Below are 13739 nucleotides of genomic sequence, written 5' to 3'. Positions count from 1 at the left end.
CATTACTGTCGTTGGGCACTGTGGTTTTATGATCTCACCTAAAGACAAAGCGTAAACACCATTTATTTTACCGAGTTAACTTCATCATCGGTTAAATATCGCCACTCACCAGGGGCAAGATCGGCATCTAACTCAATGCGACCCACCGCTTCACGGTGCAGATTAACCACTTTATTTCCTACCGCTGCAAACATACGTTTTACTTGGTGATATTTACCTTCGCTAATAGTCAAGCGCACTTGAGTAGGCTCAATAATTTCAAGTAGCGCTGGTTTAGTTAATCCGTCTTCATTACGCAGTTCAATACCGTCTGCAAACACCTGAATAAAGCTGTCGTCAATGGCATCGGCAAGCTCAACCAAATACCGCTTACCACAATCTTTTTTGGGTGAGGTAATTTTATGCGACCATTGACCGTCGCTAGTGATCAACACAAGACCTGTGGTATCTGCGTCAAGTCGCCCAGCAATGTGCAGCGTGTCAGCTTTTTCAATGTCCATCAAACTTAACACTGACGGATATTGCTCATCGATTGTAGAACAAATTGTATCGACCGGTTTATTCATCATCACATAACGTTCACCGACAACGCTGATCGATTGGCCTTCTAGGCGTATATCCATGCTTGGTAACACCTTAAAACCAGAATCTTTAACCACCTCACCATCACAGGTAACATCACCACGATGCAAGGCCCTTTTGGCCAATGAACGGGTTAACTCGGTACTTTCACAGATAAATTTGTCTAAACGCACTATACACACTCACTTTAACGATAATGACGCTATTATGCGGCCTACAAGCGCAAATAGAAATCAATCAGTGATCTTTTTACGGTATACGTAATTTTTGGTTACATATCCTCAGTCAATATGGGGTAAAAAGGCCCAAAAGTGCCTTGTTTTATAGGCTATGAAGGCCTTAACATAGCATTCACAAAAAAGTCGGTGAACGTTTTGGCATTACACTGACCCAAAAATAATAAAGATAAGATATATTCGCACGCCGAACCCTAGGCGCCTCAATTTAAAGCAAAGGAAACACAATGAAAAAGTTGGTTATTGGAGGTCTTTGTGCCTCACTTATCGCGGGCCTAAGTGCCTGTAGCGACGACAAAGCAGCAGTAGCCCCGGCAGCAGACGTAGCAAAAACAGCTGCAGCCGTTGCCGTTGAAAAAGCACTGACATCTGGCATTACTTTTGACAATATCGACAAGTCAGTACGCCCACAAGACGACTTTTATATGTACGTTAACGGCGCATGGATGAAAAATGCTGAGATCCCTGGCGACCGTACCAACATTGGCGCCTTTTACGATTTACGTGAACATGCTCGTGATGACGTGAAAGCCATTATTGAAGATTTAAGTGCAACCCCTAATTTAGCCGATGGCACAGACGAGCAAAAAGTCGCTGACTTATACCGCTCGTTTATGGACGTTGAAACCCTAAACAAAATCGGTATTGCCCCAATTCAAGCTGATTTAGACAAAATTGCCGCATTAAAAGACAAAAATGAATTAACCGCATTTTTTGGTGAAAACCAAGCAAATGGCGGCGGAACACCTTTAGCATTTTATGTCGAAATCGATGCCAAGAACTCTAGCCGTTACGCCACCCATATTTGGCAGTACGGTTTAAGCCTGCCTGAAAAAGATTACTATTTTAACCAAGAAGAGCGCTTTGTTAACATCCGTAAAGCGTATGTTGAACACATTGAGAAAATGTACACCCTAGCCGGTTTACCAAATGCCAAAGCCAATGCAGAAGCTATTCTTGCCCTAGAAACGCAAATTGCAGAAAAACATTGGGACGTGGTTGAAACACGTGACAGCACCAAAACCTATAACCTATACCAAGTTAAAGATTTACCAACCTTAGCACCAGACATCAATTGGCAAGGTTACCTAGCAGCGTTAGGTGGTGATAAGCAAACAGACATCATCATTAACCAACCAAGCTATGTGCAAGGGTTAAGCGAAGTGGTCAAGAACAACAGCCTTGATAGCTGGAAAAACTACCTAACCTGGATGACATTAACACACAATGCTAGCAACATGTCTGAAGCACTAGACAACGAAAACTTTGCCTTTTTCTCTAAAACCTTAAACGGTCAAGCAGAGCAAGAACCACGTTGGAAGCGTGGTGTGAGCACAGTAAGTGACACCCTTGGTGAAGTGGTTGGCAAAGTCTATGTTAAGCGTCATTTTGCTCCAGAAGCAAAAGTCCGCATGGAGCAGCTAGTTGAAAACCTACGTAGCGCTTATGGTTCAAGTATTGATTCATTAGACTGGATGAGTGCTGACACAAAAGTGGCTGCCAAAGACAAACTGGCTAAGTTCAATCCCAAAATTGGTTACCCAAACAAATGGGATGACTACAGCAAACTCACCATCAAAGCGGACGATTTAGTGGGTAACGCTAAACGCGCGGCCATATTTGAGCACAACAAAAATCTTGCTAAATTAGGTCAACCAATTGATAAAGATGAGTGGCACATGACGCCACAAACTGTGAATGCTTATTACAACCCAACCATGAACGAAATCGTATTCCCAGCAGCGATTTTACAACCGCCATTCTTTAACCTAGAAGCAGATGATGCGGTTAACTACGGTGGTATTGGTGCGGTAATTGGTCACGAAATGGGCCACGGCTTTGACGATCAAGGCGCTAAGTTTGACGGCGAAGGCAACTTACGCGACTGGTGGACAGAAGCAGACTTGAAAGCATTTGAAGCTAAAGGTAAAGCGTTAATCGCACAGTACAACGGCTATAAAGTATTTGACGATTTAAATGTTAACGGTAGCCTAACCTTAGGTGAAAACATTGGTGACTTATCTGGCGTAACCATCGCTTATAAAGCTTACAAAATGTCACTTAACGGTAAAGAAGCCCCAGTGATTGACGGCCTAACTGGCGATCAACGCTTCTTTATGGGCTTTACCCAAATTTGGCGTGTGAAGATGAAAGAAGAAGCCATGCGTAATCGCGTCGCGACTGACCCACATTCACCTGGTCACTTCCGTGCACTTGGCGCATTGTCAAACATGCCTGAGTTTTATAGCACTTATGACGTGAAAGAAGGCGACAAAATGTATATCGCCCCAGAAAACCGCGTTAAAATTTGGTAATCACCAAAATCAATCGCTGACTTAGGTCACATTTACACACAAAAAGGGCATCGTTTGATGCCCTTTTTCATGCCAAAAAACGGCATAAACTGCTGATACCAAACACTTTAAACTGTAGATAGCGGCTTTATGATTAAACCTTGTTCATTAAGCCCCCAATGGCGCCAAAAAACGGTACAGTAATTTCACAGAGTTTAATTGCTGGAGCGAGTGAATGAATAAGTTATTTCGTACCTTTTTTATTTTCTTAATACTACTGTCTACCCGCGGCGCGATTGCTCAGCCAAATGAGATTAAATATAACAAACTGGCAGAGCCGTCTGACTTCAGTCAAAAGTCATATAATGACATTGAGCAACTCATCAACTTAAGCAATCAACATAGTGCATCTGCACAACAAGACACTCAAGACTTAGATGCCTTAATGGCACGTGCCCCACAAGCACAACAAGAGCTTATTGCGCTGCTAAACCATATCAACCACGCAAGCCAAACCAGCTCAATTATTCCCGCGACAAAAAGTTATCAGCGCGCAGCTCAAAAAGTGCAATTAAAGTTTAATGGTGATGCTAGCCAGCTAACCGATATTGCACGTGCGAGCGTGGTCGCCAATGATGTTAATAGCTTACTGACCAGTTACCAACTATTACGTCAATCTACAAATGTGGTGCAATTAAAAAACCGTTTTGCTGAGCCTAAAACCTCAGGGTATCGTGACTTAAACGTATTAGTGAAATTGCCACAAAGCCAAATGGTGGTAGAAGTGCAGTTTCATTTAAATGACATCGCCGAAATTAAAAGTGGCCCAGAGCATCAGGTGTATGAACAAATTCAAGTCATTGAACTACAAGCTAAAAAGCAGCGTAGAGCGTTAAACGACCTTGAGCGCGCCAGCATTGCAAAATTACGCCAAGATTCGCATAAGCAATACCACAAAGCCTGGTTGTACTATAAACGCCAAAGCCTGTACCCATCGACCATTCAAGCGGCTTAACCTCCCGTATTGAATCACTCTTTCCACCCTTTAGCGCTCAATGAGCGCTTTTTTTTCATCAAAAAACCGCACTAACAAACTCATCTGCTATACTCGCGCCCAAGAGTTCCCCTGCAGGACATTGACATGAACGAAATTATTGACCAACTGCAAGAATTAAGCGAAACAGTACCCGTACCACTTGAACTGCCAACATTTGAGCAACTTGTTGAGGTTGAAGAACAAATCCTAATTGGTTTACCCAATGATTTAAAAGAATTCTTACTGTATGCCAGTGATGTCATTTATGGCACCTTAGAACCTGTTACCGTTGCCGATCCACACTCACACACCTACCTGCCAGAAGTGACCAGTTATGCCTGGTCTATTGGCATGCCGCGCGATCAAATTGCGATTTGTCAGGTTGGCGATGGTTTTTATTGCATTAACGAAGAAGGCGAAGTGCAATTTTGGGAAGATGGCGATTTTAACGAAGACGGTTGGGAATCTTTGTGGGATTGGGTTGAAGACGTGTGGCTTGAGCAGTAACCCTGTCGCCACCAACGTAAGCATGTACACAAAATAACGAATACGAGAATAACCATGTCAAAAAACACCGGCTTAAATGCCATTGAAATGCAATACCTACGTTTGTCTTTGGGCCTTAGCACAGAACAAGTTGCCACTATTACCACGACCAGCAACGAAGACGTATTTGCATGGGAAGCTGGCGAAAAAGACGCTCCAGTTGCTGTGCAAAAAAAATTACTCGATATTGATGACATTATCGAAATGCAGGTGCTAAACACAACAGACGGCATTGAAGAATTATTTAAAAAAGAGCCAAAGCGCCGTTTAGCCTTTGTGGTTTACCCAACTCAAGCGGTTTACACCCAATATAATCCTGAGTTTTTAAGCTCCTTACCATTAACAGAGCTGTACAGCACGGCCGCATGGCGCATTAAAAAAGAATGCAAACTGGTGCTTGAGGTTGATGTGAGCCTAGTGGCGTTAGATGCCGAAGCCTATAAAGCTTACCGCGCTGAAAACGGCTTAAGCGAAAGCCGTGAAAGCCGTGCCAAATGGGCTGCAACTCAATTAGTATAACGTTTAGCCCCGCCATAAAATAAAAAGGAAAACATAGGTTTTCCTTTTTATTGGGCGCTAAATATTGGATGTAATCCGCTTAATGCAATCCAAAGGTCTCACGTAAAATACCTGCTATTTCAATAGCATCAGCAGGTTCTCCCCAAGCATTACCATCAACCGATTTATTGCCTGCACGACCATCAACATTGACATCAAAGAACACAGGGATACAGCTAGGTTGTATATCAATACTGCGTAAATGTCCCCCCCAATCTTCTATATCCAATAGGATTATGGCAATCTTTTGCATCACAGTTTGCGCACCTTGTTGATGCAATACAACTAACATATCTTGGCAAGGTTCACACCAAGGTGCTGATAAACAAATCAATGGTATTCTGCCTAAAGCTAAAGCATTGTTAGCTTGTTCTGCCACGCTATTTTTCAACGATGTTTTACTTGCCTCCACACGCACAATCATCACGCCAGATTGAGCAGTATCTTGCTTTAAAATGGGGTAATCTGTCGAAAATTCACTAATTAACCCCTTCTCAGTCGCCATCGCTTTGGCTTCATCAAGCGACTCTTTTACCGCTGCGACATAATCATCGGCTATGTGTCGAATAGCTTGCCCATTCAACGATAGTCGCTTAAATAACCCGAGCGTATTGTCGACATCGTCATCTGCTACGACAAAACCGAAATAGGTATCGCCATTTTCAACCAGAATAAATGAGCGCCCAAATTGGCTCAGCCATAAGTCAAATCCAGACAAGGCATGTAAACAGGCAGAGTCGGCCATCAAATCATCTTTAGCGTGCTCATCATCAATAAACTCGCCCAAACCTATCGTTTTTGCAATAGCCTTGGCTTGCCATAACACTTCATTATGATCGCGCACATCTACTTGTAACCATACCCACTGCTTTTGGCCATTTAACTGTGCATCTAATGATGACAACACATCATGAAAAGCATCCTCAACGCCATGCTCAACTAGCTTAGGCCGAATTTTGGCCCAAAGCTGCTGACGTAACATTAACGGTAGTGGTGCAGCAATCAGTTCGAATAAACACTGGCTGTCATCCACAAACTGAGAATTACCAGTGCCGATAACTTGATCGCGATAACGCTGCCAAGCAGTAAACGAGATAGATAAGTAATCGTATAGCATGACGTTATTTTCAAGTACGCAACGCGGTGAATGATAATCACTTGGGAGGTGTTCAAGGTCTGCTTGCGACAACACAAAAATAGTCGGGTGTTCAGCTTCTTTATTTGATGTTTTAACATCGCCTTGAACATTAATCAGCACTAATTGCCATTGTTGCTGTAGCTCAAATAAGTAATCGGCCAATCCCTTAGACATCTGAAAAACAGTGACATCAATACTCGACACGTTTTCGTCAGCGGCGATACTAAATAAAGCACGACCACCATCTTCATGTTGATATTCAAAACGCCTTGCTTCGATGGTATTAATATCTCTATGCGCCGACAGTGCGCTGGCTAACTCGTTACCATACCGATGATCAACTTGATGATTGTTAAAGGCAAATAGATACAAACTAAAACTCATTGTTCGACTCCTCCATGATTAGGCCAAATACTGTGATCTACGGGTTTTATCATCGAAAATAATGGGTCACTTGAACTCGCAATCATAATCACTTGCGCCTATAAATTCGATGGCCAGCACAAGAAACATATTCTCATTTAAGTGTTTTATAAATCATCAATTATGATTACTTTTGGATGGGTTGTAGTTTTAGGGTCTGTTATAGAATTGAATTTAAACCATTAATACCAATTCCAGCAATGATCTGGTCATTCAGCGGGAGCTCTGTGTCTTCTAGGCAAGTAATAGGATTGTAGGCATAGTTGTTCTCGACAACTGCTACTTCGTTGTTCTACCTCCTGCGTCCTTGCAGTCGTACGTCAAAATGCCAGAAGGCACATAAACCCACCTTGCAAGAGACGCTCAGACTGTCCATTTCTTTGTTGTATTGCCTTAGAAGGTAATAACCATTGTTTCAACAATTCGCCTCAAACTGAACAGTCTGAGTGACTCTGTTTGGTCATATAATGAATGGAAATGGTATAACTATTTTTTTTACAATAAAAAAGCCACATTGCACCTAAGTGAATGTGGCTATTGTTTATATTATGACGCTGAGATTAGAAGTTCATTGTGACTTTAGTATAAATATAACGACCTAACGGGTTATGAACCCCCATTGCATAACCGTAAAGGTCAGCATCGCCGTCGCCAATGGCAAAAGATGGCTCTTCGTCAAATACGTTATTTACACCAACAGACAGTTTAACCATGTCGTTAACGCGATACGAACCAGACATATCCACCAACAGTTGCGCATCAACCGTGCGAGTTTTGTTGTAGTCTTCAAACTCACCGATATAGCTTAGGTTTAGGTTAGCGGCAAAGTCATCCATCATCCAGTTAGTTGTCGCTAACCAACGGTGTTGCGGGTACTCGTACTCACCAGTGTAATCAATCGTTGTGCCATCAACTTCTTTTTCGAAGCTGATTAAGTAACTGTACTCTAGGCCAAACTTAACATCGCCATAGCTGTTTAGCTCAAGGCCATAGTGAGTTGATAAGTCAAGGCCTTGGACTTCTTGCGAACCAATGTTAACAAACCCAGATTTGATCACGTCGATCGTACCAAAGGTTTCACCTGCTTGCGGTGCATTACGTACACACACGGTGCTGTTTTGATCGCCACAATGTTCATCGTACAGATCTTGGTTTTGCAGTGAGTCAATTTTGTTGTCTTGCACAATATTGAATAAATCAAAACCTATATCAAACTGCTGGCTTGGAGCCCAAATCATACCCACGTTCCAGGTTTCAGATTCTTCAGCATCAAGATCAGGGTTGCCCGAAAAGATAAAGTTATAATCAAGCAGCTCACAATCAACATTGTCAGCAGCACAGCGGTAGCTGTCGACTAAAAAGTCACTCTTTTCAGAAGGGCCTAAACCAATTTGCGCAAGCGATGGAGCACGGAACCCCGTAGACCAAGAACCACGCGCGGTTAACTCATCACTAATACCCCATTGGAAAGCAACCTTAGGGTTAGTGGTTGAGCCAAAGTCACTGTAGCTGTCATAGCGGCCAGCAAGTTGTAACTCAAAGTTGTCTGCGACTGGAATAGAGAATTCAACATAAGCGGCATGTTGATCGCGCGAGCCAAAGGCTGATATCGCTTCAGTACCAAAAATTAAACCACGTTGGAACTGCTCATCCGGCACATCGCTAACGCTTTCTTCACGGTATTCAGCGCCTGCTGCCATCATAATATCGCGGTCAGCAATGGTGAATGCCTGGCCAGAAATGCTGGCATCATAAGAGGTAATACTCGACTTACCCTGCCTTACAAGGCTAGTGGTAATACGATCGATCACATCTTGTGAGTTAATGGTGCCGCCAAATGGGTTGTAGTTACCGGCGTCAATTTCGGCTTGTAAATAGTCTGTTCTTACCCAGCCTTGTGAACGATCGCCCGTTTGAGTTGATTCGCTACGGCCACGTTGCGCCGACACTTCCCAGTCCCAATCGTTAATCACACCACGAAGCCCAGCCACAATACGCATGGTGTCCGATTCGATATCCCAACGACGAGCACCAGCATCAACGGTACGGTAACGACCAATATCAATGTCTTGCCCAAATGGATTGTCAGGGTGCGTACCTGGTACGGTTAAGCCTGCATCTTCATCTAAAGGTGTTGGTGCGCCGCCTGCTTCTGAGGTGTTGTGCTGTACCGACAACTCTAAAAATGCGGTTAAGTCTTCACCCAACATATAATCAAACTGGCCAATGGCACCGACACGCTCAGCCGTAGGAATAGTTAAATTGTATGGGCCGTAATCAAACAAACAGCTACCACTTGCTGTTGCGCTGTCTGCTGGGCAGTCTGGGTCGATGGTTTTAACGCCATTAACATAAAAATACCCTGGGAATCCGCGTGATGAACGGTAATCTTCACCACCATAAGGAGATTGGTTAGCAGTACCAAAACGCCCCATGTCTTCTGCAGATAAAGTGCCGTTAGTAAAATAATCGAGAATCACTGACGCACTACCTTTATCAGCTTTTACGCCCCACACTAAACTGGCTGTAGTTTCGTCGTAGCCTGTGCCACTGTCATCGCCATAGCCTAGGTTAATTTCAAGACCTTCAATGTCTTTTTTCAAGACAATGTTAACCACACCCGCAATCGCGTCAGACCCATAAATAGCCGAGGCACCATCTTTTAAGATATCGATACGCTCAATGGCAGACACAGGAATGTTGTTAATATCAACAAACGAATTTGAAATGCCTTCGGCAAAGGCACTTGCACCAACACGACGGCCGTTAATTAATACCAATGTCGCATCTGGGCCTAAGCCACGTAAACTGATAGATGCGCCACCGTTGGCGGTAGAATCTTGGCTGTTTCCGCGAGTAGAAAATGCACCAGAACCATTGGCAGGCATACGTTCAAGCAATTGCTGAAGGTTATCAAACCCCATGTTAGCAATGTCTTCTTTGTTAAGTGATTGTACTGGTGATGGGCCTTCAATATCAGTCCGTTTGATACGAGAACCCGTCACTTCGATACGCTCAACTTTTGCCTGAGCGTCATCAGCCGCTTGAGCAATAAGTGAAACCGGAGCAAGAGAGAGTGAAACAGCGACAGCGCAAGCGCTTCGTAACAGGGTAGTTTTTTTCATGATCATCCTTAACGTTAAATTATTGTTTTATATCCATGACTACTGCAAACTGCGATAACAATATTACCGCTAACTACTTTCTTGGATTCTAATTTACCTGTCCAAGTTAAGTTATTATTTAACAATGTCAACACAAGCCGGTAATGTAATTGTAACCAAACACTTAATCAAGAATAAATAACTAAAAAAAGTGAATTTAAATTCTTTTAACAGGAAGTTTAGATGAGTGATAAAAAACAAGTTAGTGCACACTTTCATACAAACCTAGGCCTGTACTGGTTAGTATCTGGCGCATTGCTGATTAGCGTGAGTGTGATTGGTATTCCGCTGTTATTGTTATGGTTTCCTTTAGGAATATGGGCAACCAGACGGTATATTGCCAACATGAGTGCAGAACTCACCGAACAAAAGCTCATTGTCCGAAAAGGATTATTAACCCGCACAGAGAACACCATCCCCTTGGATAAAATTACCGATATGGCACTGATTCAAGGCCCAATTATGCGCCTGTTTGGTTTGCATAAATTAACCGTTGAAACCGCTGGGCAATCGGGTACTGGCGCGTTAATTAATTTGGTCGGCGTTGTTGATGTGTATCACTTTAGAGAACAGGTTTTAACGCAAAAATCGTTATTAAACCAACGCCAAGAAAACGCCACGCAGCCACCAACTTTAGATGCGTTATTCGTTGAAAATCTACAACAAATAAACGCCACGTTATTGCGTATAGAACAAGTATTAACCTCTCACTCCTCACAATAAGCATTGGCTTTTATCATGTATCACAAAAATAATACCGCTCCAGTTATTCATCAAATAACAACCCTTTTATCAGCAACAGGCCCCGGCATTTTAATGGCTGCGGCGGCTATTGGCGCGTCACACCTGGTGGCATCGACCCGAGCAGGGGCTGAGTTTGGCTGGCAATTAGCCTGGTTAATTTTGTTAGTCAACATCCTCAAATACCCTTTCTTTGCCGCAGGTGCACATTACACAGCAGCCACGGGAGAAAGTTTACTGCAAGGTTATCAAAAACAAGGCCGTCGTTATTTAATGCTGTTTACAGGGCTCAATGTTATTGCCGCTATCGCTAGCACAGCTGGGGTATGCATGTTAACGGCCGCCATGCTGACTCAATTTATTCCGCTGTCAATTGATGTATTGGCCCTAATCGTATTATTGAGTTCATTGGCCTTACTCATTTTTGGTCATTACAAACTGCTCGACAGGCTCACAAAAGTGATTATGTTTGCTCTCACCTTGACCACATTAACCGCAGTCGCATTAGCCTTTAACCACCAAACTGGATTAGCCACGCCATCAACAAATGAGTCACCTTGGCAATGGGCGTATGTGGGCTTTTTAGTGGCTATGATGGGCTGGATGCCAGCACCAATTGAAGTAAGCGCCTGGAACTCATTATGGCTCGTTGAAAAACGTAAAAGCCAAACCGTCACTGCAAAACAAGCTATTTTTGACTTTAATCTAGGCTATGTCACCACAGCCATTTTAGCCATTGTGTTTTTAGCCCTTGGCGCATTAGTGATGCACGGCAGTGGCGAGCGATTTTCTGACTCTGGGGCGGTGTTTGCCTCGCAATTAATTACCCTCTACAGCCAGGTGATGGGCAATGAAACCCGCTACTTAATTGGGATTGTGGCTTTTTTATGTATTTTTAGTACCACGGTAACCGTGATTGACGGCTACAGCCGCACTTTAGACATGGGCTGGAGGCTACTGTCTCACAGCACCTCACCACGCAGTTATTTAACCCCAGTCATGTTAGCGGTAAGTGCTTTGGGTTTATTACTCATTTTATTTTTTAAAGGCGCTTTATTGCCACTGCTTGAGTTTGTGATGATCCTTGCCTATATGACCACGGTGATCTTTGCCTGGTTAAACTTCCGCTTAATGACCAGTCAAAATTTACCTAAACAGCATCGCTATGGCCCTGTAATGGTCGCGCTGTCCTGGTTGGGTTTAGTGTATTTAATTAGCTTTGCACTGTTGTTTATTTACTGGTACTTAACAAAATGAGTCAGCTAAAAAAGATCGCCTTACTCATACTCGGTTGCAACCTAGTGTCTTTTTCTGCGTTGGCATTAAATATCACCAACACCGATGTACAAACAATCATCGACCAAGGTTCAAGACCGTTTACAGGACGAATTTTAATCAATGACAACCAGCAAACTTATGTCGACCTCACCCAAGGAGACGGCATTAATGCCGACAGTCGTTTTTTAATTGGATCTATTTCTAAAACCATCACCGCCACTTTGGTATTACGCGCTGCTGATCAGCAAAAAATATCCTTAAACGATGACATAACTGATTATCTGAATATAGTGACCGAACACCCAATCACTATCGCGCAGTTACTTAATCATACCTCGGGTATATTGCCGCCTAAATCATCGAGCCTTAACGCGCAATCGCAGTTTATGCCTGGCAGTCAATTTAGCTACTCAAACTATGGCTACAAACTGCTTGGCGATATTCTTAGCCAGCGTTACCACATGCCCTTTGCAGAGTTAGTCAATCAATTTGCAGCGCAATATCAACTCGACATCAGTGCTGATGTGGGTGAAATAACTGAGTTATACGCTAAACAGCCACGATTAGTGCCCGGCTTTATGGAGCAACAACAGCAACCAGTGCGGTTAGATGAGTTCACCATAGATAACGGTTTTATTGCTTTTGGTGCAATGCAAGCCAGTAGCCAAGGTATTGCAGCATTTATTGCAGGCCTTAAACAACAACCGTTTTTATCTGCCGCGAGTGTAAAAGCAATGACCACTCCTAGCGCCAAAAGACCGCATCGTTGGGGTGAGCTCGATTATGGCTATGGCTTGCAAATTAATCATCGGGATGGGCTAATCGAATACAGTCACAGCGGTTACCTGCCCGGCTACATCAGCCTTATGCTGTATTATCCGCAAGCACACTTGAGCGTCGTGATACTAGAAAATACCTCATGGGACTTAGACAACATAACGCGAGTGTTTGGTTTGCATGACAAGATCCGTCAAGCAATAAGAAATCAACTAAAAACTGACGAATAATCTGACGCTTCGCTGATAACTCGCTATAATAACGCTTCGTCACTTGACCTAAACTATTTATGCGCCGCCGCGCCAGAGAACCTTATGATTAACAATGATATTCTTCGCCGTATTCGTTTTGTGTTTGATTATTCAAATGCCAAAATGATTAATATTTTCAGCCAAGCTAATACCGACATCACCTCAGATCAAATTATTGCCTTGCTGAAAAAAGAGGACGAAGAAGGTTATCAAGCATGCAATGACAAATTAATGTGTCAGTTTTTAGACGGTTTAATCATCAACAACCGTGGTTTAAAACCAGGTACTGAAGTCCCTGCACCGTTAAAGCAACTAACCAATAACCTGATCTTCAAAAAATTACGCGTTGCCCTTGAAATGCGCGAAGAAGACATCATTGCAACCTTAGCATTAGCCGATTTTGCCATGTCAAAGTCTGAACTTGGGGCGCTGTTTCGTAACCCAGACCACAAAAACTATAAAACCTGTGGCGACCAGGTATTACGTAACTTTGTAAAAGGCCTATCGATTAAACATCGCGGTAAGTAATTTAAGCGTAACAGTTGAAAAAACACGCTATCAATGCGCAGCTTAGGTTGCGCATTTTTGTATCTCACGTTTAAATTCAAACAATATTCACTCTATTGAACAGGAGAATAATTCAAAATAAAAAACGTGATTTTAGTCACTTAACAGACCACAAAAAAGATCAGACGTGATAATCTATAATAATAAA

General features: G+C 43.0%; 11 protein-coding genes. 8 read left to right on the top strand and 3 right to left on the bottom strand.

Annotated elements, in window-relative coordinates; all coding sequences use genetic code 11:
• Positions 1-62: 62 nt before the first annotated feature.
• Positions 63-755, bottom strand: coding sequence for a 16S rRNA pseudouridine(516) synthase RsuA (rsuA, locus tag L2703_RS12400; protein WP_248971401.1), 693 nt, complete (start codon positions 753-755; stop codon positions 63-65).
• A 290-nt stretch (positions 756-1045) separates the two neighbouring features.
• Between rsuA and L2703_RS12395 the strand changes: the two genes are divergently transcribed.
• The 4 genes from L2703_RS12395 to L2703_RS12380 all read left to right on the top strand — a co-directional run bounded on the left by L2703_RS12395 (position 1046) and on the right by L2703_RS12380 (position 5213).
• On the top strand, positions 1046-3133 hold the full coding sequence (locus L2703_RS12395) for a M13 family metallopeptidase (protein WP_248971400.1): 2088 nt from the start codon (positions 1046-1048) through the stop codon (positions 3131-3133).
• Between the two features lie 214 nt (positions 3134-3347).
• Positions 3348-4127 (top strand): RelA/SpoT domain-containing protein, encoded by a 780-nt coding sequence (locus tag L2703_RS12390; protein WP_248971399.1) that lies wholly within the window; start codon positions 3348-3350, stop codon positions 4125-4127.
• Positions 4128-4253: 126 nt separating this feature from the next.
• On the top strand, positions 4254-4655 hold the full coding sequence (locus L2703_RS12385; protein ID WP_248971398.1) for an SMI1/KNR4 family protein: 402 nt from the start codon (positions 4254-4256) through the stop codon (positions 4653-4655).
• 54 nt (positions 4656-4709) lie between these two features.
• A complete protein-coding gene (locus L2703_RS12380) occupies positions 4710-5213 on the top strand; it encodes a DUF4447 family protein (RefSeq protein WP_248971397.1) in 504 nt (167 codons plus the stop codon).
• Between the two features lie 79 nt (positions 5214-5292).
• Here the strand turns inward: L2703_RS12380 and L2703_RS12375 are convergent, their stop codons facing one another.
• Positions 5293-6774, bottom strand: coding sequence for a hypothetical protein (locus tag L2703_RS12375; protein ID WP_248971396.1), 1482 nt, complete (start codon positions 6772-6774; stop codon positions 5293-5295).
• 599 nt (positions 6775-7373) lie between these two features.
• Positions 7374-9938 (bottom strand): TonB-dependent receptor, encoded by a 2565-nt coding sequence (locus L2703_RS12370; protein ID WP_248971395.1) that lies wholly within the window; start codon positions 9936-9938, stop codon positions 7374-7376.
• Positions 9939-10160: 222 nt separating this feature from the next.
• On the opposite strand from L2703_RS12370, the gene L2703_RS12365 reads away from it, so the two are divergent.
• The 4 genes from L2703_RS12365 to L2703_RS12350 all read left to right on the top strand — a co-directional run bounded on the left by L2703_RS12365 (position 10161) and on the right by L2703_RS12350 (position 13552).
• Positions 10161-10700, top strand: coding sequence for a PH domain-containing protein (locus L2703_RS12365; RefSeq protein WP_248971394.1), 540 nt, complete (start codon positions 10161-10163; stop codon positions 10698-10700).
• A gap of 15 nt (positions 10701-10715) precedes the next feature.
• Positions 10716-11975 carry an Nramp family divalent metal transporter gene (locus L2703_RS12360; RefSeq protein WP_283107874.1) on the top strand — a complete coding sequence of 420 codons (1260 nt, stop codon included), beginning with the start codon at positions 10716-10718 and terminating at the stop codon, positions 11973-11975.
• On the top strand, positions 11972-13003 hold the full coding sequence (locus L2703_RS12355; RefSeq protein ID WP_248971393.1) for a serine hydrolase domain-containing protein: 1032 nt from the start codon (positions 11972-11974) through the stop codon (positions 13001-13003). The genes L2703_RS12360 and L2703_RS12355 overlap by 4 nt, the downstream gene beginning before the upstream one ends.
• Before the next feature lie 84 nt (positions 13004-13087).
• Entirely contained in the window at positions 13088-13552 is a 465-nt protein-coding gene (locus L2703_RS12350) for a YehS family protein (protein ID WP_248971392.1), read from the top strand.
• The last annotated feature ends 187 nt before the right edge of the window (positions 13553-13739 follow it).

This window comes from Shewanella basaltis (assembly GCF_023283885.1).
In the GTDB taxonomy this organism is placed as follows: domain Bacteria; phylum Pseudomonadota; class Gammaproteobacteria; order Enterobacterales; family Shewanellaceae; genus Shewanella; species Shewanella basaltis.
This window is presented reverse-complemented; position numbering and strand designations above follow the sequence as displayed.